Source organism: Rummeliibacillus sp. TYF005 (genome assembly GCF_003844195.1).
Classification (GTDB): Bacteria; Bacillota; Bacilli; order Bacillales_A; family Planococcaceae; genus Rummeliibacillus.
Window position 1 is genome coordinate 15,641 of sequence record NZ_ML122553.1, and the last position, 24,539, is coordinate 40,179.

At 34.2% G+C, this 24,539-nt stretch carries 23 protein-coding genes; 20 read left to right on the top strand and 3 right to left on the bottom strand.

Annotation, left to right across the window (positions count from 1 at the left end; genetic code table 11):
* Positions 1–2: 2 nt before the first annotated feature.
* The 3 genes from CW357_RS08410 to CW357_RS08420 all read left to right on the top strand — a co-directional run bounded on the left by CW357_RS08410 (position 3) and on the right by CW357_RS08420 (position 3,903).
* On the top strand, positions 3–494 hold the full coding sequence (locus CW357_RS08410) for a FixH family protein (RefSeq protein WP_124217791.1): 492 nt from the start codon (positions 3–5) through the stop codon (positions 492–494).
* Positions 495–628: 134 nt separating this feature from the next.
* Positions 629–1,198: a TetR/AcrR family transcriptional regulator gene (locus CW357_RS08415; protein WP_124217792.1), complete on the top strand. Its 570-nt coding sequence runs from the start codon at positions 629–631 to the stop codon at positions 1,196–1,198.
* Positions 1,199–1,263: 65 nt separating this feature from the next.
* On the top strand, positions 1,264–3,903 hold the full coding sequence (locus CW357_RS08420) for a YhgE/Pip domain-containing protein (protein WP_124217793.1): 2,640 nt from the start codon (positions 1,264–1,266) through the stop codon (positions 3,901–3,903).
* A gap of 217 nt (positions 3,904–4,120) precedes the next feature.
* Here CW357_RS08420 and yhfH read toward each other — a convergent pair whose 3' ends face one another.
* The gene (yhfH, locus tag CW357_RS08425) at positions 4,121–4,246 is read right to left on the bottom strand and encodes a protein YhfH (RefSeq protein WP_124217794.1); all 126 of its coding nucleotides are present in this window, start codon (positions 4,244–4,246) and stop codon (positions 4,121–4,123) included.
* A 139-nt stretch (positions 4,247–4,385) separates the two neighbouring features.
* On the opposite strand from yhfH, the gene CW357_RS08430 reads away from it, so the two are divergent.
* From CW357_RS08430 to CW357_RS08455, 6 genes are all read left to right on the top strand, one after another.
* Entirely contained in the window at positions 4,386–5,378 is a 993-nt protein-coding gene (locus CW357_RS08430) for a lipoate--protein ligase (protein WP_124217795.1), read from the top strand.
* A gap of 37 nt (positions 5,379–5,415) precedes the next feature.
* Positions 5,416–6,120, top strand: a complete 705-nt coding sequence (locus CW357_RS08435; RefSeq protein WP_124217796.1) for a response regulator transcription factor — start codon at positions 5,416–5,418, stop codon at positions 6,118–6,120.
* A 2-nt stretch (positions 6,121–6,122) separates the two neighbouring features.
* Complete coding sequence (locus CW357_RS08440; protein WP_119414585.1) at positions 6,123–7,112, top strand: sensor histidine kinase; 990 nt, start codon at positions 6,123–6,125, stop codon at positions 7,110–7,112.
* A gap of 20 nt (positions 7,113–7,132) precedes the next feature.
* On the top strand, positions 7,133–7,906 hold the full coding sequence (locus CW357_RS08445; protein ID WP_119414586.1) for an ABC transporter ATP-binding protein: 774 nt from the start codon (positions 7,133–7,135) through the stop codon (positions 7,904–7,906).
* The gene (locus tag CW357_RS08450; protein ID WP_119414587.1) at positions 7,878–9,815 is read left to right on the top strand and encodes an ABC transporter permease; all 1,938 of its coding nucleotides are present in this window, start codon (positions 7,878–7,880) and stop codon (positions 9,813–9,815) included. The genes CW357_RS08445 and CW357_RS08450 overlap by 29 nt, the downstream gene beginning before the upstream one ends.
* Before the next feature lie 195 nt (positions 9,816–10,010).
* Complete coding sequence (locus CW357_RS08455) at positions 10,011–11,567, top strand: fatty acid--CoA ligase family protein (protein ID WP_124217797.1); 1,557 nt, start codon at positions 10,011–10,013, stop codon at positions 11,565–11,567.
* Positions 11,568–11,676: 109 nt separating this feature from the next.
* On the opposite strand, the gene CW357_RS08460 is transcribed toward CW357_RS08455, so the two are convergent.
* Complete coding sequence (locus CW357_RS08460) at positions 11,677–13,029, bottom strand: amino acid permease (RefSeq protein ID WP_119414589.1); 1,353 nt, start codon at positions 13,027–13,029, stop codon at positions 11,677–11,679.
* 385 nt (positions 13,030–13,414) lie between these two features.
* On the opposite strand from CW357_RS08460, the gene CW357_RS08465 reads away from it, so the two are divergent.
* Entirely contained in the window at positions 13,415–14,056 is a 642-nt protein-coding gene (locus CW357_RS08465) for a DedA family protein (RefSeq protein WP_241155063.1), read from the top strand.
* Positions 14,057–14,186: 130 nt separating this feature from the next.
* A complete protein-coding gene (locus CW357_RS08470; RefSeq protein WP_119414591.1) occupies positions 14,187–14,657 on the top strand; it encodes an S-ribosylhomocysteine lyase in 471 nt (156 codons plus the stop codon).
* 56 nt (positions 14,658–14,713) lie between these two features.
* Here CW357_RS08470 and CW357_RS08475 read toward each other — a convergent pair whose 3' ends face one another.
* The gene (locus CW357_RS08475; RefSeq protein ID WP_124217799.1) at positions 14,714–15,490 is read right to left on the bottom strand and encodes an enoyl-CoA hydratase-related protein; all 777 of its coding nucleotides are present in this window, start codon (positions 15,488–15,490) and stop codon (positions 14,714–14,716) included.
* 264 nt (positions 15,491–15,754) lie between these two features.
* Here CW357_RS08475 and CW357_RS08480 point away from each other — a divergent pair, with 264 nt between their 5' ends.
* From CW357_RS08480 to hisD, 9 genes are all read left to right on the top strand, one after another.
* The gene (locus CW357_RS08480) at positions 15,755–16,987 is read left to right on the top strand and encodes an EAL and HDOD domain-containing protein (protein WP_119414593.1); all 1,233 of its coding nucleotides are present in this window, start codon (positions 15,755–15,757) and stop codon (positions 16,985–16,987) included.
* A 305-nt stretch (positions 16,988–17,292) separates the two neighbouring features.
* Positions 17,293–17,676, top strand: a complete 384-nt coding sequence (gene cccB / locus CW357_RS08485) for a cytochrome c551 (protein WP_119414594.1) — start codon at positions 17,293–17,295, stop codon at positions 17,674–17,676.
* Between the two features lie 400 nt (positions 17,677–18,076).
* Positions 18,077–19,006, top strand: a complete 930-nt coding sequence (gene hprK, locus CW357_RS08490; protein WP_119414650.1) for an HPr(Ser) kinase/phosphatase — start codon at positions 18,077–18,079, stop codon at positions 19,004–19,006.
* Between the two features lie 40 nt (positions 19,007–19,046).
* Positions 19,047–19,856, top strand: a complete 810-nt coding sequence (gene lgt / locus CW357_RS08495; protein WP_124217800.1) for a prolipoprotein diacylglyceryl transferase — start codon at positions 19,047–19,049, stop codon at positions 19,854–19,856.
* A 305-nt stretch (positions 19,857–20,161) separates the two neighbouring features.
* Positions 20,162–20,821: a pyrophosphatase PpaX gene (ppaX, locus tag CW357_RS08500; RefSeq protein WP_124217801.1), complete on the top strand. Its 660-nt coding sequence runs from the start codon at positions 20,162–20,164 to the stop codon at positions 20,819–20,821.
* Positions 20,814–21,338 carry an acyltransferase gene (locus tag CW357_RS08505; RefSeq protein ID WP_124217802.1) on the top strand — a complete coding sequence of 175 codons (525 nt, stop codon included), beginning with the start codon at positions 20,814–20,816 and terminating at the stop codon, positions 21,336–21,338. The genes ppaX and CW357_RS08505 overlap by 8 nt, the downstream gene beginning before the upstream one ends.
* A gap of 119 nt (positions 21,339–21,457) precedes the next feature.
* The gene (locus tag CW357_RS08510; RefSeq protein ID WP_124217803.1) at positions 21,458–22,627 is read left to right on the top strand and encodes an ATP phosphoribosyltransferase regulatory subunit; all 1,170 of its coding nucleotides are present in this window, start codon (positions 21,458–21,460) and stop codon (positions 22,625–22,627) included.
* Entirely contained in the window at positions 22,620–23,243 is a 624-nt protein-coding gene (gene hisG, locus CW357_RS08515; protein ID WP_124217804.1) for an ATP phosphoribosyltransferase, read from the top strand. The genes CW357_RS08510 and hisG overlap by 8 nt, the downstream gene beginning before the upstream one ends.
* Positions 23,244–23,257: 14 nt before the next feature.
* Positions 23,258–24,538, top strand: a complete 1,281-nt coding sequence (gene hisD / locus CW357_RS08520; protein WP_119414600.1) for a histidinol dehydrogenase — start codon at positions 23,258–23,260, stop codon at positions 24,536–24,538.
* Position 24,539 lies beyond the last annotated feature (1 nt).

Genomic DNA, 24,539 nt, shown 5'->3' on the forward strand with positions numbered 1-24,539 from the left:
TGATGAAAAAACTACTAATAAGTTTAGCTGTAATAGCTGGTGTACTTGTTGGCTGTAACAATGCAAATAGTTCAAAGACAGATGATTCTACATCACATAACGAAGGAACAACAGTAGAAGTAAAAGTAGCTATTCAAACACCTGAAAAAGTAAAAGTTGGAAAGGATGTTGAATTAGCCGCTCATGTTACTCAAGGTGGAGAAAATGTAGACGATGCTGATGAAGTGAAATTTGAAGTTTGGGAATCAGGTAATAGAGATAATGGACAAATGCTTGAAGGTAAATTAGATAAAGACGGCATATACAAAGCAACGACAAAATTCGATCATGATGGTGTCTATTATATGTATGCTCACACCACAGCTCGCGGTTTACACACAATGCCTAAACAAAAAATTGTAGCTGGCAATCCTGATATGAGTAAAGTAAAAGAGGATAATGACGATGGAAGTATGAATATGGATATGAATGATTCTTCAAGCGAAGACCATTAATCTATATTCGAGGAAGATTTAGTATTTATTAAAATGTCTTGCAACTAAAAATTAATAAGTGTAAAATTAATGACCAGATGACCGAAAATGTTTTCTGGTCATTTTATGTAAGCAGAAAGTAGGTAAGAAACCATATGGATAGGAGACAAGAGATTCTTGAAGCAGCATCCAAATCCTTTTCACTATTTGGATATAAAGCAACAACCATGGATCAAGTGGCGAAAATTGCGAATGTAGGAAAAGGTACGATTTATACTTTTTTCGAAAATAAAGAAATACTTTTTCAAGAGATTGTAGTAAAACTAATTTTGGAGATGAAATTAGCGGCCGAACAGGAAATTGAAACAAGCCGTCCATTTCAAGAAAATGCACATAATGTTTTAATGAAAATCTTGCAATTTAGAGAAGTACATCAACTATATGCAAAGTTAGTAGAAGAAGAAAAAGAGCTTCGAACTCCAACTGTTCAAACAATGCTAATTCGTATCGAAAAAGAAATTGTCTCCTACATTTCGGAAAAGATAAATATTGCTGTAGATAAAAAAGAATTGTGTCCATGTGATTCGGAACTTGTAGCCTTTCTATTATTTAAATCTTATATTGGTCTAGTCGCAGATTGGGGCGAAACACATGATTCGGAATTATCCGAAGAAAGAATCGCAACATTGTTTCGAGATACTATCTTTAAAGGTCTCTTACCATGAGATTCTTTTTGCAATAAAATGACCAAATGAGAATATTGGTCAGTCAGTTTTAGGAGGAGTAAATTGTGATTAAAGCAGAATGGAGTAAAATTTTTCATTCTAGAAAAGTTTTAGTTGCTATAATTGCTGTTTTATTTGTCCCTGTTCTATATGCTGGTATGTTCTTATGGGCATTTTGGGATCCATATGCAAATTTAGAGGATTTACCAGTTGCTATCGTAAATAATGATGAAGGTGCAACAATTGATGGCAAGACAAAGCATCTAGGAAATGACCTTACAGAAAATTTAATTGATAGTAAAAAGTTTAAGTTCACGGAGACTACCCAAGAACAAGGGAATAAGGGATTAAAAAATCGCGATTATTATATGGAAGTTGTTATTCCAAAAGACTTTTCAAAGAATGCAGGTTCAATCTTAGAGGATGATCCTGAACAAATGAAAATAATATATAAGCCAAATGAAGGCTATAACTTCTTAGGCGGACAAATTGGTAATACGGCTTTAGAATTAGTTCGTAAAGAGGTAAATAAGCAAGTCTCAGCAACTTATGCGAAAACGTTGTTTGCGAATATCAAAAAAATGGGTAACGGTTTCGGAGAAGCTGCAGATGGAGCAGGTAAATTAGAAAATGGAGCGGGCAAATTAAATAAAGGCGCCAACCAATTAAATGATGGGCTTCAAACTGCAAAAGATGGAGCAACTCAGTTAGCCGATGGAGCAAAGTCTGCAGCGAATGGATCGAGTGACTTGAAAAATGGAATTGATTCAGCAGCAAATGGAGCAACCCAATTAAATGATGGAACAAAATCTGCAGCAAAAGGCTCTAATGATTTAAAGAATGGAATTGATTCAGCAGCAAATGGAGCAACCCAATTAAATAATGGGGCAAAATCCGCAGCAAAAGGATCAAATGAATTAAATAATGGTATCACCTCAGCAAAAGATGGATCAGGTCAATTACAAACAGGTTCATCTGATTTGAAAAAAGGAACCGAAACTTTAGTTTCAGGTCTAGAAGGCAATACAGCTAATATCAATGCTTTAAATGATGGAGCACAACAAGTGAATACAGGTATTGGTACATTGAGTACTGGATTAGCTAAATTAGCTCCAGGTGCCAGCAATGTATCAAATGGCGTATCACAGTTAGTGACAGGCTTAGGAGAAATGCCTACACAAGTTGCCTCTTTAAAAACAGGTGTATCAGATTTAAATAGTGGAGCAGCTAATTTAGCAACAGGTACAGCCGAATTAGAAGCAGGTACAGAAAAACTAATCCAACAGATTAATTCTTTAGGCTTAACTGATGAGCAAAAGAACCAATTATTAGCTACAGCAAATACTCTTAAAGCGGGAGCAACTACAGCAAAAACAGGTGCAAGTAATCTAAGTGCAGGAACGACTGCACTAAACGATAAAGTTTCGAAAATGAATGCACCAACTACAGGAGATTTAACTGCATTAAAAGAAGGTGCTGCACAAGTTTCAGCTGGTTTAGACCAGATGAATGAGAAAGTAAGCAAAGAGTTAGCGCCAGGTACAAAACAATTAGCAGCAGGAACAGATAAGCTCGCTTCAAATTGGAGTAGTTCAGTAGAAGGTGCTAAAAAATTAGATGCAGGAGCTGGCCAACTAAATACAGGGATAGCTTCACTTAATAATGGACTTGGTCAATTACAAACAGGCTCAGGAAAACTAACTGCTGGTTTGGGCACATTAAGTAACGGAACACAATCGCTTACTGATGGACTTGGTCAATTACAAACAGGCTCAGGAAAATTAACTGCTGGTTTGGGTACATTAAGTAATGGTACACAATCATTAGTAAATGGAATGGGTCAACTACAAGCCGGCTCAGGTAAATTAGCAAACGGTTTAAATACATTAAGTAATGGAACACAATCTTTAGTAAGTGGTGCAGGAAAACTTTCTGACGGATCGCAACAACTTGCAGATGGTACCACTAAATTAAAAGATGGGGCAGGAACACTACAAGATAAACTTGCTGATGCTCATCAAACTGCTTCAAGTGTTCATGCATCTCAAAAAACATATGATATGGTTGGCGAACCAGTTGATGTAGATAAACAAGAAGTAAATAAAGTTCCAAACTATGGAACAGGTTTTGCCCCTTACTTTATTTCACTAGGATTATTTGTTGGTGCATTACTAATTTCAATTGTTTTCCCATTAGTAGAACCAGCTATCAAACCAAAAAATGGCTTCTCATGGTTTGCTAGTAAAACAGTTATTTTAGCTGTAGTTGGTTTCTTCCAATCTATAATCGTAGTATTAATATCATTATTTGTATTAAAAATTGAAATGGCCAATATTGGTGCGTTTATCTTGTTATCTTTAATAACAAGTTATGTTTTCTTAGCTTTAATACAAATGCTTGTTACTATTTTAGGAGATCCTGGACGATTCTTAGCAATTATTGTCCTTATTCTTCAACTTACAACAAGTGCTGGTACATTCCCGTTAGAATTAGTACCAAAAGCGTTGCATGTATTTAACAAAATCTTACCGATGACATATACAGTTCAAGGCTTCAAGGCGGCTATTTCAACTGGAGATATGGGCTTTTTCGGATTTAATATCGCGATTTTGTTAACATATTTGGTTGCTTTCTTAGCAATTACGTTTGGATTTTTTGCATTATTATTTGCAAAACGCCATTCAAAAGAAGCTACTGCAGAATAGATCAATATAAAAGGCCAGGGAATAGTCCTTGGCCTTTTTAAAATATGAATATATCAAAGATTAATAAAAAAGCGTAAAGAGGGGTTCGGGCTCTTTACGCTTTTTTCGTAAGCGGTTTACTTATAAGTTCATCATCTGCGGTTCAGACAGTGATGAGGAGTGAGCGATTACTAAACGAATCTTGGGAGACGTTTAGTCTAGTAAGTAATATAAACTATTAAAGGTTATTGCAATGTTCACAAGTGTTAGTATAGCACTCGCTTTGTTCTTCAATTTTTTCTCCACATTCTGAACAATGTTTATCAGGTAAGTTTTTGAAAAATTCAACAACATTTTCTAACATTGAAAGTCCCCTCCTTTAAAATTCTGTTATATTACTGTTTCGTTATTAAGTATTGTATTATAACAGAAAGGTAAATGTCAATACAAAATTCCAAATTTAAGTTAAAATAATTTATGAATATATTGAAGGAGTGACGAGCATGTATTTTATCGATAATAAAGGAATCAACGATCCACGTATTAACCTTGCAATAGAAGAATACGCATTAAAGACAATGGATGTAGAAAAGGATTCATTTTTACTGTTTTATATTAACCAACCCTCAATTATTATTGGAAGAAATCAAAATACAATTGAAGAGATTAACACTGATTACGTTGAAGAAAATAATATCATTGTAGTTCGTCGATTATCTGGTGGTGGAGCAGTTTATCATGATCTTGGTAATTTGAATTTTAGCTTCTTAACAAAAGATGACGGAGAATCGTTCCAAAACTTTAAAAAGTTCACTCAGCCAGTTGTAGATGCTATGAAAAAGCTCGGTATTAAATCTGAACTTTCTGGTCGTAATGATATCCTAGCAGAAGGTCGTAAAATCTCAGGAAACGCAATGTTCTCAACAAAGGGCCGTATGTTCAGCCACGGTACATTAATGTACAATACAAATATTGATCATGTTGTATCTGCCTTAAAAGTTAAAAAAGAGAAGATCGAATCGAAAGGTATTAAATCTGTTCGTTCACGCGTCGCTAATATTGCTGATTTTATGGAAAATCCAATAACAATCGAAGAATTTAGAATGGAAATACTAAAATCGATATTCGGTGGAGAAGAAAATATTCAATATTATGAACTAACAAAAGATGATTGGGATAATATTTATAAATTATCAGAAGAGCGTTATCAACAATGGGATTGGAATTATGGGCAATCACCTAAGTTTAATATTCAACGAACTAAGAAATTCCCTTCTGGTTTTATCGATTTACGTTTACAAGTAAAAAAAGGTATTATGGAACAAGTGCATATCTTTGGTGATTTCTTTGGTGTCGGTGAAATGAAAGACATAGAAGAAGTTCTTAATGGTAAAAAGTATGAACCTCATGAGATTTCAAAAGCACTTGAAAATATTGATATACCTAAGTACTTTGGAGGAGTTTCAAAAGAAGAATTTATTAAATTAATCTATTAATTTTATAGATATGAAAAATAAGATGGAGGGGAGAATAATGAGTACACATCGAATTTTAATCGTGGAAGATGATGTGAAAATTGCATCATTATTAGCAGATACATTACGAAAGTATCACTATGATGTAAATGCCGTGGAATCTTTTGATAACATTCTAAATGATTTTAAAGCGTTCAATCCACATCTTGTTTTGCTTGATATTAACTTACCTTCATTTGATGGCTATTACTGGTGTCGCCAGCTTAGACAGTTAACGACCTGCCCAATAATATTCATTTCAGCAAGAGCAGGGGAAATGGATCAAATTTTTGCATTAGAAAATGGTGGAGATGATTTTATCACGAAGCCATTTAACTATGAAATTGTCCTAGCGAAGATTAAAAGTCATTTAAGAAGATCGTATGGAGAATATGCGATGAAGCAAGAGGAAAGAACGATAAAGCTTGGTCAATTACAACTATTTTTGGAACGTATGGAGTTGCATACAAAGAATGCACAAATTCCACTTCAAAAAAAAGAATGTGTCATTTTAGAATTGTTAATGGGACAAGCCCCAAAGGTAGTCTCTAGAGAAAAATTATTAGAAGAATTATGGGATGATCAAGCTTTTGTTGATGAAAATACTTTGAACGTTAATATGACAAGGGTGAGAAAAAAGCTTTCGGATTATCATGTGCTATCTACTATTGAAACAGTGCGTGGTGCAGGTTATCGATTTGTTTTATGTGAAGAGGAGCAATAATCATGGATTCTATAAAACTTTTTCTAAAGGAGCATGTTGGCTATGTCATATTTGATATATTGCTGGTGTTATTTATCCTACTATTATATTGGTTAGATGGTTTTCGTAATATTGATACAGCTATTTATTCTATCATTATCTCGTTAATCTTAACCGTAACTTTTTTATGTACAAGGTATATTATGCGCCGCTCTTTCTATAATAAGATCCTTCAACTACCTCATTCTATGGAAGACGCATTACAAAAAAACGCAAAAACCCCAGCAAATATTGCTGCAGAAGAATATATTCATGAACTATACAAAATTTATGAATTAGAAGCACAAGCTTTATATGCTCAACAAAATCGTCATCTTCAATTTATGAATCAGTGGGTACATCAGATGAAAACACCAATTAGTGTTTTGGAACTACTTTTGCAAGAAGATGGAGAGTTAGATAAGGTTAGTGTTCAAGAGGAAGTAGATAGACTAAAACATGGTCTGGAAACCGTTTTGATGAATGCACGTCTAGATACTTTTGAAGAGGATATGAAAATTGAGCAGGTTGCTCTTCGCCCATTGGTAAGCTCAATCGTAAATGAAAATAAAAGATTATTTATCACAAATCATGTATACCCTAATATTGATATCGCTGAGGATTGTATCGTCCCAACTGATCCGAAATGGATGAAGTTTATCATCGGCCAATTTATCACCAACGCAGTAAAATATACTTTTGAAGATGGAAAAAAGCTGTATTTATCTGCAGAAGTTAATGACACACAAATTATTTTAACCATTAGAGATGAGGGTATTGGAATACCACCTTCAGATTTAAAACGTGTAACGAAAGCATTCTTTACTGGTGAAAATGGTCGGAAAACAGCCGAATCTACGGGGATGGGTCTATATTTGGCAAAAGAGGTTTGTGATAAGTTAGGGCATCAACTAGAAATAGATTCAGAGGTAGGAAGAGGTACAACCATACGTGTTCACTTCCAGCATTCATAATAGAATTGAGGTAAACGTATATGTCAATTTTAAAAATTCAGGATGTAACGAAAGTATATGAAGGTAAAGTTACACATCGCGCGGTCAATCAACTTAGCTTCGAAGTGGAAAATGGTGAATTTCTAGCAGTGATGGGACCATCGGGAAGTGGAAAAACAACGCTTCTAAATATGATTTCTACTATTGATACACCAACATCAGGTGAGATTATCGTCAATGACATAAAACCTCATAAGTTGAAGAAAAATGATTTAGCTTATTTTAGAAGACGCCAACTAGGGTTTGTTTTTCAAGATTTTAATTTACTTCAGATGTTAACCGTAGAAGAAAATATTGTATTACCGTTAACGCTTGATGATCAAAATCTTGAAACAATGGAAACGAGACTTCAATATGTTACAGAACAATTAGGACTTGAAAAGATACTCGAAAAGCGTCCAAATGAAATTTCGGGTGGTCAAGCACAAAAGACAGCTATTGGGAGAGCCATTATTCATAAGCCATCACTTCTATTAGCAGATGAGCCAACAGGAAATTTAGATTCTAAGTCTTCAAAAGATGTATTAGAATTACTTAGACGTATTAACAAGCACGAAAACACAACAATCGTGATGGTGACTCATGATCCTATTGCAGCAAGTTATTGTGACCGGGTTCTTTTTATCAAAGATGGAGAGTATTTTAATGAAATATATAAAGATAACCATCGCCAAACTTTTTTTCAAGCTATTTTAAATGTGTTGAGCTTATTAGGGGGTCATGTCGGTGACTTTTCGACAGTTCGCCTTCCGTAATGTAATAAGAAATCAGCGTGTTTATGCAGCTTTCTTTCTATCAAGTGTTTCATCGGTTATGGTATTTTTTATCTATTCCATGTTAATGTTTCATCCAAAAGTTGAAGATGAATTTCTCCGGGAAATTGCCTTTCAAGGGATGTTCGGTGCAGAAGTTATTTTAGTGCTGTTCACATTGTTTTTCTTGTTTTATTCTATGCGGGCTTTTTTAGAAGCTCGTTCAAAAGAGTTTGGGATATTACTACAATTAGGGATTGAGAAAAGAAAACTCAATAAGCTAATTCTATTTGAAACAATGATTATTGGAATTGCTGCTATCATTGTTGGAATAGTTTTTGGTTATGCTTTTTCTAAATTTTTCTTTATGATTGTCAGAGAAATTTTGCAAATTGATAGTTTACCATTGTATTTTTCTTGGAAGCCCTTTGCGTTAACAATTGGTACATTCACAAGTCTATTTGTGATTATTTCATCTTTTAGTGTTATGTTCATCAAGGATAATAATTTGGTGAATCTTTTGAGAGGATATTGGCGTAATGAACAGATTGCAAAGTATTCCGTTTGGAGAGGGATTGCAGGCTTATTGTTATTAACTATGGCGTATGTAATGGCAGCCAATATTAATAAAGCCTATCTTATTGTATTTGTTTCTTTAACACCTCCCTTTGCAATGATTGGTACATATCTATTCTTTACAGATTCTGTACCTTTTATATTGTCACGAATACGTAGACATCGAAAATGGTATTGGCATAAATATCGGATTATCTCATTGGCCAAAATTTCGTCGATTATGCGAGAAAATTCGAGAATGTTCTTTATCTCATGTATGGTTTCTACACTAGCTTTTTTGGCAGTCGGCTCCTTAAGTTCAATGTCCACATTTACACACCAGTATCATCAATTAAATCCATTGGGAATGGTGTATTCTAGCAAAATAGATAACCCATATGAAAAAACGCATGTATCTGGATTAATCGAGGAATTAGAGGATAAGGGGTTAAGTTATCACCTCAATAAATTCGATGTAAAAAGACAAACATCGTCAAATACTCAAAAGACCGTAAAAATATTGACGCAATCAGATATTAATAGACTAGCTCTTTTATATAGTTATCCGGTCGTTAACTTAAAACCAGGTGAAGCGATGTTCCTACCTTATTCAATGGATTCTATTGATATGTTAAAAAAGAAAAATGTTGAAACAGTTTTACAAGAAAATAGTATTCCTTTAACGATAAATAAGGTGTATCCAAAAGTATTATTCTCACCTACAGAGCTTGGAACAAATGTCATCGTAGTTAGCGATGAAGATTTTCGTTTAATCAAAGAACCAATGGTAGGTGCAAATGCAAACCAATCCACGAATCATATTTTTGTTTTTTCAGTACCTGAATGGACAGAAACAAAAGATATCGGTCAAAACCTAGACGCCTTAATGACAGAAGCATATATGACTAATCATGAAAATGACTTGCCTTTCTATTTTGAAAACTCAGGGTTGGATTATTCTTTTATACGCTCAACGTTTGCGTTATTGTTGTTTATCGGATTATTAGCGGCTACAGTATTTTTCCTAGCATCAGGGAGCTTTATATACTTTAAACTTTATACGGGCTTAGAAGAAGATAAAAAGCAATTTGACGCATTACGTAGAATGGGCATTACCGATAAAGAGTTACGTAAAATAGTAAATAGTCAACTGATTCCACAGTTCTTTATGCCATGGGGATTAGCGATGTTTCATAGCACATTTGCATTTATGGCATTACAAGTATTCTGGAAAGGAATTGCGGATTTATCGATTATAAGAGAGATATTCCTCGTGCTAGCAGGCATCTCATGTATGCAATTATGTTATTTTTATCTAATTCGATGGCGATATTTGTCGCATATAAGAGCTATTTAATTTAGAGAATTCACTCTATATAAGGGCTTTAAGATAAATATGTTAAAAACAAAATAACATCAAAAAATAGAAAAATACTAACAACAGTTAGCGAAAAATAGAATGTCTGTTGTTTTATTTTTTCAACTTCTATATAATAGATATGGATGGGGAATGAATTACCGTTCATTTTATTCTTACAAAGGGGTTGAGAATATGAATTTAGTTTCAGCGGTTTATAAGACATCTATAGAACAAGCAGACAAAGTAGCTTATCATTTTGGGGGAAAAGATACTACTTACTCAGAATTTGAAAATTCTGTTTCAAAAATGGCAACTGCATTAAAAGAATTAGGGGTTGATAAGGGCGATCATGTTGCTTTCTTATTAGGTAATACACCTCATTTTATAATTTCTTTATATGCAACAATGCGAATTGGTGCAACAGCTATTCCGATTAATCCGCTTTATACACCAGATGAAATTACATATATTATTCAAAATGGTGATGTTAAAGCCGTGATTGCCTTAGATGCGTTGTTACCTTTAGTAGAAGCTGGTGTTCAATTATTTCCTAGTGTAAAAGCGTATGTAATATGCGAAACGAAACCAGATATATTCGAGAAAATGGAAACGCTATCACCAATTGTGAAAGAAAAAGTTCATCTTTTTACGCAATTATTAGCTCAATCAGAGCCAGTGGTAAAACCAGTAGAGATTGATGATGATGAGACAGCTATTATATTGTATACTTCAGGTACAACAGGGCATCCAAAAGGAGCTATGTTAACACATAAGAATCTATATTCAAATGCTAGAGATATATCTGATTATTTACAATTCAATGAGAATGATCGTATTATAACTACTTTACCTATTTTTCATGTTTTTGCTTTAACGGTTGTTGTCAATGCGCCTTTATTAACTTCAGCGCAATTAATCATTGTGCCTAAATTTAGTCCAAAAGAAATTTTTAGAATTGGTAGAGAACTTCAACCAACTGTTTTTGCTGGGGTTCCAACGATGTTCAATTTCTTGTATCAATTCCCGGAAGGAAATGCAGATGATTTAAAATCATTACGTTTAGCCATTTCGGGGGGATCTTCCTTGCCAGTTGCTTTACTTCATAATTTTGAGGATAAGTTTAATGTTAGAATATCAGAAGGATATGGTCTATCTGAGGCTTCACCAGTTACTTGTTTTAACCCACTGGACCGTGAACGAAAACCTGGCTCAATTGGTACGAATATTGTAAATGTAGAAAACAAAGTTTTTAATGAGTTAGGTGAAGAAGTACCGGTCGGTGAAGTCGGTGAACTTGTTGTAAGAGGACCTAATGTTATGAAGGGGTATTATAAAATGCCTGAGGAGACAGCTATGGTAATTCGTGGTGGTTGGCTTTATACGGGCGATTTAGCAAGAATGGATGAAGATGGTTATTTCTATATTGTTGATCGAAAAAAGGATTTGATTATTGTAGGTGGCTTCAACGTTTACCCACGAGAGGTAGAAGAAGTCTTTTATAAAAATCCAGGAGTATTAGAAGCGGCTGTTGTTGGTATACCAGATCCAAATCTAGGTGAAGAAGTACTAGCATACGTAGTACTGAAGGACAAATCTATTACAGTTGATGAATTAGATGCATTCTGTAAAGAACATTTAGTAAAATATAAATGTCCAAAAGAAATTATTATATTAGATGAATTACCAAAGAATACTACTGGGAAAATATTACGTCGTAATTTAAAAGACCAAGCTCTTTCTCGCGTTTAGTGAGATTTAAACAGAATATGAGAGTGCTTAAAGAGACACTCTAAATATACAAAAAACTCGTCAATCACTTTTGATTGACGGGTTTTTCATAATACAAATAGACTTATATTTAAGCTTTTTTATATTTTGTATAATAGAAAATAATTAAAAGGAGGATCCAAACTGGACCAACTTCAAGTGCAATTCTTGTATCTGGAAATACGCCCATTAGAACAATAACTAAAAGTAGGAACGCAATAGCGAAGTAAGAGCCAAATGGATACATATATGCTTTATAAGAAAGTTTTGAAACCTGTGTTTTCGATAAAGTTTTACGGAATTTCATTTGACTGATTAAAATAATAATCCAAGTCCAGATAGCACCAAAAGTTGAAATGCTGGTTACCCACATAAATACTTTTTCCGCTACAAAATAATTTAAAATGACACCAATTAAAAGAACAAACGATGAAGCAATAATAGCTGCTGTTGGAAGACCATTATGGCTTACCTTTTTAAGAAAAGCAGGTGCTTGATTTTGTTCAGCAAGGTTAAACAACATTCGTCCAGTGCTAAATATACCACTGTTGCAGCTTGATAATGCAGCTGTTAATACAACAAAGTTAATAATACCTGCTGCATATCTTAGTCCAATTTGATCAAACATTAAAACAAATGGACTATTGTTTGTATTGATTTCATTCCATGGATAAATAGACATTATTACAGTTAAAGCACCAATATAAAATATTAATATCCGCCAAAGTACTGTATCAATTGCATGAGGAATAACCTTTTTAGGATTTTTGGCTTCACCAGCAGTAATACCAATCATTTCAATTCCAAGATATGCGAACATTACAATTGGTAATGACATGAAGATACCCTTTATACCATTTGGCATAAATCCACCATGACTCCATAAATTACTAAAGCCAATAGCTATACCACCATTACCTATCCCGAATAAAATAATCCCTAATCCAACTATAATCATTGCGATTATTGCAAAAACTTTTATGAAGGCAAACCAAAATTCAAATTCGCCAAATGTTTTGACTGCGATTAAATTGACTATTGTCATAATTACAAGTGCAGCAAGTGCCCATATCCATTTAGGTGAACCTGGGAACCATAATTGCATGTAAATCCCGACTGCGGTTATTTCCGCCATACATGTCACAATCCATAAAAACCAATAGTTCCATCCAGTTATAAATCCTGCGAGTGGTCCTAAATAGTCTTTAGCATAGCGACTAAAGGATCCGGCGACAGGGTTTTCAACCGCCATTTCACCAAGTGCACGCATAATAATGAAAATTACGATACCACCAAGGGCATAAGCGATTAAAATTGCAGGACCAGCTAATTGAATAGCGCCTGCAGAACCTAGAAATAATCCGACTCCTATGGCAGCACCGAGCGACATTAGCGTGATATGTCGCGACTCCAAACCTCGTTGGAGCTGTGGTTTCTTGTTCATAGATAAAAACTCCTTCGATGCTATAAAATTAAATTGTAACTTCATTATGGTAACACAAAATAGAGATAATAAAAACGAATTTATGCCACTAAAAATATAAATATTCTGAATGATTAAATCCTAGATTTGGAATATCATTATAAGTTATGTATATGCGGTGGTGTTTGTAAATCTTCCATTTTAGAAAATTAAAAAGAATACAGATTTGTTTTCGAAGAAGGATTACTATTTTTAATGATATGTTCATCTGACTTGTCATAAATTTTGCAACATTCATCTAGCATTTAACGTTACAATTAGAGTGTTACGTATTTATACCGTGACAGAAGATAACATAAACAGTATCATGAATAAGAATATGTATAGAATGTGAGTGGAAGTAATGATAGACCTTATAAAAGGATTATTTGATTTTATCATGCATATTGATGTGCACTTAACTGAAATTGTTTCCCAATATCATGCTTGGGTTTACGGAATTGTCTTCCTTATTGTGTTTATTGAAACAGGCGTCGTTATTATGCCGTTCTTACCTGGTGATTCACTGCTATTCGCAAGTGGAGCACTTGCATCGCTAGGAGCCTTAAACTTATGGGTTTCTTTGCTTGTGTTTTTTGTGGCTGCCGTTTTAGGAGATTCCTTGAATTATGAGATAGGTCATAAATTAGGTAAATCAATTCCTGAAGATAGCTTTTTAGGGCGCATGGTGAATAAAGAACGAATGCAAAAAGCACAAGACTTCTTCAACAAACATGGTGGTAAGACGATCGTCATCGCACGTTTTATGCCGGTGATTCGGACTTTCATCCCGTTTATAGCCGGTGCAAGTAAAATGCGTTATAATTACTTCATTATGTATAATGTCACTGGGGCTTTACTATGGGTATTGGTTGGAGTATTTAGTGGTTACTTCTTCGGTAATATCCCAGTTGTAAAAAATAACTTTTCTACTGTTATTTTAGCCATTGTATTTGTTTCCATTTTACCGGCGATTATTGGAATTTTACGTTCCAAATTTAAAAAGTAATATAAACTCATCTCTTGTTAATATACAAAAATAATTTGATATTAGCAGAGGTGTTTTTTAACGAAAGTATTCTAAAAATTTAAAATAATGATAAAATAAAATTATATGAACATAAAAGGAGTTTTGCCTAATGGAAAAATTGAACGTGGAGAGTTTCAACCTTGATCATACGAAAGTTCAAGCACCTTTTGTACGTCTTGCAGGCATTAAAAAAGGTATCAACGGGGATGAAGTGTATAAATATGACATCCGCTTCAAACAACCAAACAAAGAGCATATGAATATGCCCGCATTACATTCTATTGAACATTTAATGGCTGAAAATATACGTAACCATACAGATCAAGTAGTCGATTTAAGTCCAATGGGATGTCAAACCGGTTTTTACTTATCGCTTATCAATCATACAGATTATGATGAAGTTCTAGATATAATTGAAAAAACATTTAACGATGTTCTTGAGGCAACAGAAGTTCCTGCTTGCAACGAAGTTCAATGTGGTTGGGCTGCAAGTCATAGCTTAGATGGAGCGAAAGAATTGGCAAAAGAAATGCTTGCTAAACGTGATGAGTGGAGCACAATTTTTGCAGAAGAAAAATAATATTGATTCATTTGGGTGTTACAAAGAGAATGTCTTTGTAACACCTTTTTTAAGTTTCAACGCCCTTTAAAATTAGGCTTTCTTTTTTTTGCAAATGCATCCAATGCTTCTAGACGATCTTCTGTTGGAATAGTGATTTCATATGATTTCCGTTCAATTTGAAGACCAGTTTCTAAATCTGTATTCATCCCATTTTTGATAGCAAATTTTGCTTGTTGAATGGCTATCGGTCCGTTTGAAAGTATTTGATGGGCAAAATTTAAAACTTTATCTGATAATTGAGACCGGCTGAAACAATCAGTAAGTAGCCCAATTTGTGTAGCTTCTTGAGACGTTATCCTCTTTGCTGTTAAAATGAGTTCTAATGCTTTTGCTTCTCCTACTATTCTAGGAAGTCTTTGTGTGCCACCCGCTCCAGGGATAATTGCTAGACTTGTTTCGGTTAGTCCCATTTGAATATCATCAGCAGCAAAACGAAAATCACAAGCAAGAGCAAGCTCAGTTCCTCCACCAAAAGCATAACCATTTAGCATAGCGATAGTAGGTTGTGGTAATTTTTCTATAGCTGTAAATAATGCACCAATCTTATTGAGATTTCGTTTGACGTCCCTTTCTGGTAAGTTTCTCCTCTCCTTTAAATCTGCACCCACACTAAAGGACTTATCACCTGCACCTGTGAAAATAACAAGATATAAATCTTCATCTGTACGAATAGATTCCACAACTTCATGTAGCTCAACAAGCAAATCGTAGTTAAATGCGTTCAATGCTTCTGGTCTATTCAATGTGATGGTCGCAATATGATTGGACTTTTCGAAAATTATACTGTTCAATAGTTAGCCCCCTAAATTACTTGATATAAAGTTAATCGTAGTAACTATAGCAATATACTCCAATATACAGTATTTTATAATTCCATTTTTTGTTGAAAGAATGAGTATTTTAGAGTATCTTTCTAGTGGGGCATTTTAGTTATCTAAGTATGAGTTGGGTGTTGATAAATCTGACTAGTTTTATAAAATAAATCATTATTAAGCACTATTTATTTGGAGAAAAATGATACAATATAGGTAAATGTGTATTGAAGGAGAAAGAAAATGGAGATCTTTATTGGAAGACAACCAATCTTTAATACTAATGAACAAGTCTATTCGTATGAATTATTATATAGAAATGGAATTGAAAACAATGCATTTCCTGATATTGATTCGGATATCGCTACGGTTGAGTTAATTATCAATTCCTTTTTATCAATTGGTTTTGAAGAATTATCAAATGGTAAACCTTGCTTTATCAATTTTACTGAAAATCTATTGATGAATGACATTATGGAACAGTTGAATCCATCACAAGTAGTTATTGAGATTCTAGAAGATGTCCCTATAACTAAAGGATTGATAAAGCGTGTAAAGGAACTGAAAGCAAAAGGTTATCGCATTGCTCTCGATGATTTTATAATGCAAGAAGATTCTAGCATTTATAACGATTTATTTCCTTATATAGATATTATAAAAGTTGACTTTATAATATCTTCAGTAGATGAAAGAGAAAAAATTGAGAATCGTATAAAAAAGCTATTTCCTCATATCATTTTACTGGCGGAAAAAGTCGAAACGATGGAACAATATATTGATGCGATTCAAAGAGGGTATAAATTATTTCAAGGTTATTTTTTTACTAAGCCACAGATCATTCGTGCAAATGACATTCCCGCAAACTTATTACAATATTATCGTGTTATCGCTTTACTCCGTGTAGAAGAACCAGATATTGATGAGATTACTGAAGGTATAGAGCATGATATCGCATTATCATATAAACTTATGAAGCTGATCAATTCCTCATCTAAACGGTCAAAATTTAAAATCCGTTCCATTAAGCAAGCAATCTTACATTTAGGACTAGAAGATTTGAAAAGATGGATATACATATTAACATATCGTGAATCTCAAAAATATAATCCTAGTGGCGCATATGATGAGCTTATGAAAACTTCATTGTGTAGAGCCAAAATGTGTGAACTATTAGCGAAATATAATAACAAGAGAAATACATCCGAATACTTTTTAATTGGTATGTTCTCACTAATTGACGCACTTTTACGTAGACCGATAAAAAGCATCTTAATGCAATTACCACTATCTGATGAAATAGTAGAAACAATATCAGGGAGTGATACATCTATGCAACCATACCTTCAATTAACAGTTGCTGTTGAACAAATGGATTTTGAAGTCGTCAATAAAATTGCAAATGATTTAAATATAAATATAGAAGAAGTATTTGAAAGCTTTAAAGCTGCAAATAAATGGACCAATCGAATTTCCTAATAAAATAAAATCAATAGTGTAGTAATTCGTAGGCTGAAGTCAACTAAAAACGCCACGTCCTGTGGCAATGTTGACATAGTATGTAGTATACGTCGGGAAACCCCTACTGTATTAAATGATAAATTACTATCAAAATACTAGATTGAAGGTTTAGAATTTTATAACAATTTACAAATTGGTCTTTTGAAATAGTCTATATGGCGCAAAATGGTCACAAATTTTATGTTTTATTCAGGTTTAATTTATTATTGAATTTGGTATACTTACTACGTAGGTTATTATTAAATTTTATAGGAGGGTCTATCATGCAAAAAGCTCTACTTGCATTGCTACTTGGTTCAGCTTTAGTTTTAGGTGCTTGTGGTAATAACGATAAGGATAACGCAGCATCCGAAGATACTAAAACAACTGATAACGCAGCAAATGATACAACAACAGATGAAAAAGCCACAACTACTAATGCCGATGGTGAAAAGATTGCAAAAGAAAAATGTATTTCTTGCCACGGTAATGATTTAACAGGTGCTATGGGTCCTGATTTAACAAAAATCGGTTCTACTTTATCTGAAAGTGAAATTAAAGATATTTTAAATAAGGGTAAAGGTCAAATGCCTGCAAAACCAGCCAATGGTCTACAAAGTGATGACGAAGTAAACGCTGTTGCTAAATGGCTTTCTGAACAAAAATAATAATTTTTGGACTAGCTTTCATTGAGGGGAAAGCTAGTTTTTTTATAATTAAATTGAAAAATTCTAGACCAGGTAAGGAATGACTTACTTGGTTTTTATTTTTCCTTAAAGCAATATTTACTTAGTTATGAATTGTACACTTAAAGTACATAATGCTTTTCTACTTTTCAGGTTTTTCAAGCATCTTCATACAAAGTTTTATGCTAAAATATGTTCATGTTGTTTATCTTGCATAAAGTGCAGTCAGCCCTATACATACAGACTGAAGTGAAATGCAAGTGAAGAGTAGGAGATTTACTCCGTGTGGCCTAGATTGGTACTTAAACACAGTAGAAACAGGTTCCAAGTATGAAAATCTATTTTATCTTATGGTTATTTGGAAGGTGGTATGAAGATGCCTTTGGATCAAGTTTGCACCAAAGATGTTATGGAAGTTTTAAATCTGAAGCTTATAAGCGGTGAGGAAGGAATCGGTAGACATATTTTAACGAGTGATATTTCACGACCAGGTCTTGAGATGGCAGGTTATTTTACACATTATCCTGCTAAGCGTGTGCAACTTTTAGGAAAAACAGAATTATCCTTTTTTGAAATGTTATCTCGCGAAGTTCAATTTGATCGGATGAATAAGTTGTGTTCTCAAGAAACACCAGCAATTATTATCTCGCATGATATGGAAGTACCTGAAGCTTTAATAGTCGCTTCAGAAGAACATCATGTACCTATTTTAACAACAAAGCTACCAACAACTCGTTTTTCAAGCCTATTGACGAATTACCTTGAAAGTCGTTTAGCACCAACGACAGCCGTGCATGGTGTGTTAATGGATATCTATGGGATAGGTGTTTTGATAACCGGTAAAAGTGGCGTAGGGAAAAGCGAAACGGCACTAGAGCTTGTTAAAAAAGGCCATAGATTAGTCGCGGATGATTGTGTAGAAATTCGTCAGGAAGGTGAAAGTACACTGATCGGTAATGCGCCACCTTTAATCGCTCATTTACTTGAAATACGAGGAATTGGTATTATTGATATTATGACATTATTTGGCGCAAGTGCTGTACGAAAACATAAACGTATCTCAATTGTTATGGATCTAGAAACATGGGATTCAGATAAAACTTATGACCGCTTGGGTTTAGATTCGGAGACGATGAAAATCATTGATACAGAGCTACCAAAGTTAACGATTCCAGTAAGACCAGGACGAAATCTATCTGTTATTATTGAAGTAGCTGCGATGAATCATCGTTTGAAAAATCTAGGCGTTAATGCAGCAGAAGAATTTTCACGTCGCTTAGATAATGTAATTGAAGGAAATGACGAATTCTAGTAGAAGAATTTAAAGATGATAGTAGTGAAGGGAGCTTACTATGGATTCAATTTTAATGGCAATAGACCCAGTAGCATTAAAACTTGGACCAATAACGGTTCGTTGGTATGGAATAATCATTGCTTGTGGGATTATTATTGCTTATTTTATAGGTCAAAGAGAAATGGTGAAAAGAGGTTTTGGTGAAGACCTATTAACAGATTTACTTATTTGGGCGGTACCTATTTCCATTCTTTGTGCCAGAATTTATTATGTTACATTTGAATGGCCATATTATGCGGCACATCCAGGTGAAATTATTCAAATTTGGCATGGTGGTATTGCCATACATGGTGCGCTTATAGGAGCGTTTGTGACAGCGATTATTTTCGCTAAAAAAAGAGGAATCAGTTTTTGGAAATTAGCCGATGTTCTAGCGCCATCGATCATTATTGGACAAATTGTTGGCCGTTGGGGAAATTTCATGAACCAAGAAGCTTATGGCAGTATAGTTGAACGTTCGTTTTTAGAAAGTTTACATCTGCCTAATTGGATCATTGAACAAATGAATGTTCAAGGTTTCTATCATCATCCAACATTTTTATACGAATCCTTTTGGAATTTAGTTGGTTTACTAATACTTTTATTACTTCGAAAAATAAACTTACGCCGAGGAGAAATCTTCTTAACTTATATTATTTGGTACTCATTTGGTCGATTCTTCATCGAAGGATTACGTACCGATAGCTTATTGATTGGTAATTTACGTATGGCGCAAATTGTATCACTAGTTGGACTTGTTGTAGGTGTTGCTTTAATCATCTACCGTAGACTTAAAATAAAACCAATAGTTCATTATAAGGATGAATAGGGTGTTTTTTCACATAGAGTTTTGCATGGGATTTTTGATGAATGATCTTTTTTATACATTACATTATTAGGAAACTCCCTTTTCAGTATTTTTCATAAAAAAGGATATAAAACTATACGCCGATATTACTTTGGTTAAAGAATAGATACCTGTTAAACGGTATTTAGATGCCATTGTAATACGGCGATTCTTTTAATATTGGGAAATTCTTTAATCTATTAACGTGGTAAAATTGAACAAGATGATAAACTGTTTTTATTATTTAAACAAAACTGTCATACAGGAAGTAAAGGAGCAATTTTAGAATGACAACAAATAAATTTAAAGGGTTGCTATTTGACTTTGATGGCACATTATTAGATACAAACGAATTAATAATTCAAACATTTTTGCATGTACTTGAACCTGAATTTCCTGGGAAATTTACAAAGGACGACATGGTTCCTTTTATAGGACCTTCATTAATCGAATCCTTTTCGACAATTGATGCTTCAAAAGCTGAGGAATGGGTGCGTCAATATCGTCTGTGGAACAGTGAACACCATGATGAACTAGCTAGAGAATTTGATGGAGTTAAGTCTACTTTACAAGAACTAAAAAACAAGGGGATTCGATTAGCGATTGTGTCAACAAAGCGATATGATTCTTTGATCAAAGGTATCCGTCTACTAGATATTGAGGATTTAGTAGAAGTTATTATTAGTATGGATGATGTAAAAAATGTTAAACCTGATCCCGAGCCTATCCTTTTAGCTCTTGAGAAGATGCATTTAAGAAAAGAAGATGTAATCATGATTGGGGATAATTCTCACGATATATTAGGTGGCAAAAATGCAGGTGTAAAAACAGCTGGAGTTGCTTGGTCTTTAAAGGGAGAAAAATTTTTAATGCAATTCAAACCAGATTATATGCTGCACGATATGAAAGATTTATTGACTATAGTAGAGGAGCATGCAAATGCGTAGGACGGAAAGATATTCGGTATCTGGTTCGACATCACTTTGGCAAATTTATAAAACAGTTTCTTTCTGGAAAGTAGTGAAATGTTTTGTTGTTATAGAAATTGCACGATATACGCCTTTTCTCTCTGTGAAGAATTGGCTTTATCGTACATTTTTAAAGATGAAAGTTGGGGAGAAAACATCTTTTGCATTGAAAGTAACCCCGGATACGATGTTTCCAGAACGGATTAAAGTAGGGAAAGACACAATTATAGGTTTTAATACAACAATACTTGCGCACGAATATTTAGTAAATGAGTATAGATTAGGAGATGTTGTAATTGGCGATCGTGTAATGATTGGTGCCAATTCAACGATTTTACCTGGTGTTGAAATAGGTGATGATGCGATTATTTCTGCCATGACATTGGTGAACAAAGATGTCCCAGCTGGTGCATTTGCTGGTGGTAATCCGATGAAGATTATTTATACAAAAGAAGAGATGGATAAAAAGAATTCAATTAATTCTAAAGAGTTGTAACATACAAATAAATTTGTCTGGAACTATTGACTTAAAGTGGTTGTTATTATAAAATACTTTCATACATCATCACTCTAACACTCTAGCGAACTAAAGTATATAGATTAGGAAGTGTAATAATGTCACCGATTCGAAAGTTTGAAAAACCATTAGGAATGCGCGATACATTTCCAAAGATATTTGCAAAGAAAGAAGTAATTCGACAAACAGGTATGGAGTTTCTACGTTTAAGAGGTTTTGATTTTATTCAAACACCTACACTCGAATATTACGATACAGTGGGTAAAGCTTCTGCTATAGTTGATTCTTCGCTTTTTAAATTAGTGGATAGTCAAGGAAATACATTAGTTCTTCGACCAGATATGACGACACCTATAGCGCGTGTCGCTACTTCAAAATTATTAAAAGAAAAAATACCACTACGCCTAGCTTATTTTGCGAATGTTTTTCGTGCGCAGCAACTTGAAGGTGGTCGACCAGCAGAATTTGAACAAATGGGAATCGAAATCATTGGAGATTCTTCAGTGTATGCAGATGCAGAAGCTATTTTAACAGCAATACGTTTATTAAAAACATTAGGTATTGAAGAATTTAAAATTACAATTGGAAACGCTGGAATCTTAGAGGCAATTATTAAAAAGAATGTCCAAGATCAACAACAATTTGAGGAATTACATAACTTATTAGTACAAAAAAATATCGTTGGATTTGAGGAAGCTGTAGTTTCCTATAATTTAGCGATTGAAAAAGAACGAACACTATTATCCTTTGTGGAAGATGCAAAAGAGATGAAAAGTATTCGAGAAATTGCAAAATATCTATATGAAAAAGATGCATTTATCTATATGGAACAACTAGCATCTATTTTAGAAATTGCAGATGCCACATCATACATTGCGTTTGACTTTACATTAGCAAGTCATATGAATTATTACACAGGAATGTTATTTGAGGTATTCGCAACTGGTTCTGGTTTCCCAATTGGAAACGGTGGGCGATATGACGGATTGCTTGATGAATTTGGAACTGAAGTCGGTGCGATCGGTTTTGGATTAAGAGTAGACCATTTACTAGAGGTAATACCACAACAATCGGAAGAATCTGATGAAGTGCTTGTTTTGTTTGTAGCACCACAATTAGCAGAAGCACTTAAAACGGCAGAAGAACTTAGAGCACAAGGAAAACGTACTACGCTACAATCGATGGAAGGTTTAGATAATTTAGCAGCATTTGAAAGTCACTTTGCTGAAATTGTACGAATTGGACAAGGAGGTAACGTCCATGAATGAGTTAACAATTGCTATGCCAAAAGGCCGTATTTTCGAAGAAGCTTATGAAATGTTGATAGAAGCAGGTTTTGAATTACCTGAAAATGTTGAAATGTCACGCAAATTGATGATCGAAATCCCACAAGAAAAAATTCGATTTATATTGGCGAAACCTATGGATGTTCCCACTTATGTTGAACATGGGGTAGCAGATATCGGAATTGCAGGAAAAGATGTATTACTCGAACAAAGACGGGAAGTACATGAATTATTAGATCTAAATATAAGTAAATGTCATATAGCTTCTGCAGGATTACCGAATACAACTTTAAACGAAATTGCTCCGCGTATCGCAACAAAATATCCGACAGTCGCTTCGGAATATTACCGCGAAAAAGGTGAACAAGTAGAAATTATCGGACTAAATGGTTCAATTGAATTAGCACCGATGATTGGTCTTGCTGATCGTATCGTTGATATTGTCTCTACTGGTCAAACATTAAAGGAAAATGGTCTTGTAGAATATGAATTTATCACAGATGTGTCATCAAGACTTATTGCTAATCCTGCAAGTTATCGGATGAAAAGTGAACGTATTTTAGATTTAGTAAAACGCCTTAAAAAATGTGTGAAATGAGAGAAGGATTTGCGATGAAGATTAAAGTGTTAACAGATGAAATTTCTTTAAAAAGACCTTTGGAAGGTGGCAATGAGGAACAGCTTAAAACAGTTCGCCAAGTGCTTGCTGATGTTCGAGAAAAAGGCGATGAAGCTGTAAAAGCTTATAGTCGGAAATGGGATGGTTATGCGCCGGAAAACTTACGTGTAACCGAACAAGAAATAGAAGAAGCTGTTAAATCGTTAGATCCTCAATTAGTACAAGATTTAAAAGAAGCAGCATCTAATATTCGCTTATATCACGAACAGCAAAAACGTGAAGGTTACAAACTTCAAATAGCAGATGGCTCTTGGCTAGGCCAACGTATTTTGCCAATATCTTCTGTAGGCTTATATGTTCCAGGTGGTTCTGCTGCTTATCCATCATCTGTTTTAATGAATGTTATTCCTGCTCAAGTTGCGGGTGTTAAGCGAATTGTATTAGCGTCACCAAGTGATAAAAGCGGTAAACTTCCGGCCGCAGTATTAACTGCAGCATCTATCTTAGGTATTGATGAGATTTATAAAATGGGTGGTGCACAAGCAATCGGGGCACTTGCTTTTGGTACAGAAACAATTCAAGGGGTAGATAAAATTACCGGACCAGGTAATATCTTCGTAGCACTTGCAAAACGTGAAGTTTTTGGTGAGGTAGCAATTGATATGATCGCAGGACCAAGTGAAATTGCGATTATTGCGGATGATTCGGCTTATCCAGATGAGATTGCCGCAGACTTACTGTCACAAGCCGAACACGATCCTATGGCATGCCCTATCCTTATTACAACAAGTAAATTGTTAGCTGAAAATGTACAGGTACAAGTAGAAAAACAATTACAAACCCTTCCTAGAGAAGCAATTGCAAGAAAATCAGTAGAAAACTTTGGATGTATATATATTGCTGAATCGATGCAACAAGCTACAAAAGCTATCAATCAATTAGCACCTGAGCATTTAGAAATTGTAACAGAAGATGCACTGAAAGTTAGTGAAGCCATTGACAATGCTGGAGCTATTTTTATCGGACGTTATAGTTCAGAGCCAGTAGGTGACTATTTTGCTGGAACAAATCACGTGTTACCAACAAATAGTACAGCACGTTTTGCTAGTGGATTAAATGTTGATGATTTCTTAAAGAAAACAAATGTTGTCTATTATACAGAAAAAACTTGGTCTGAAAATGCACCTAAAATTGCTCGCTTAGCAAGATTAGAAGGATTAGAAGGGCATGCGAGAGCAGTTGAGTCAAGAGGCTGGAACAAAGGAGAGGAATAAT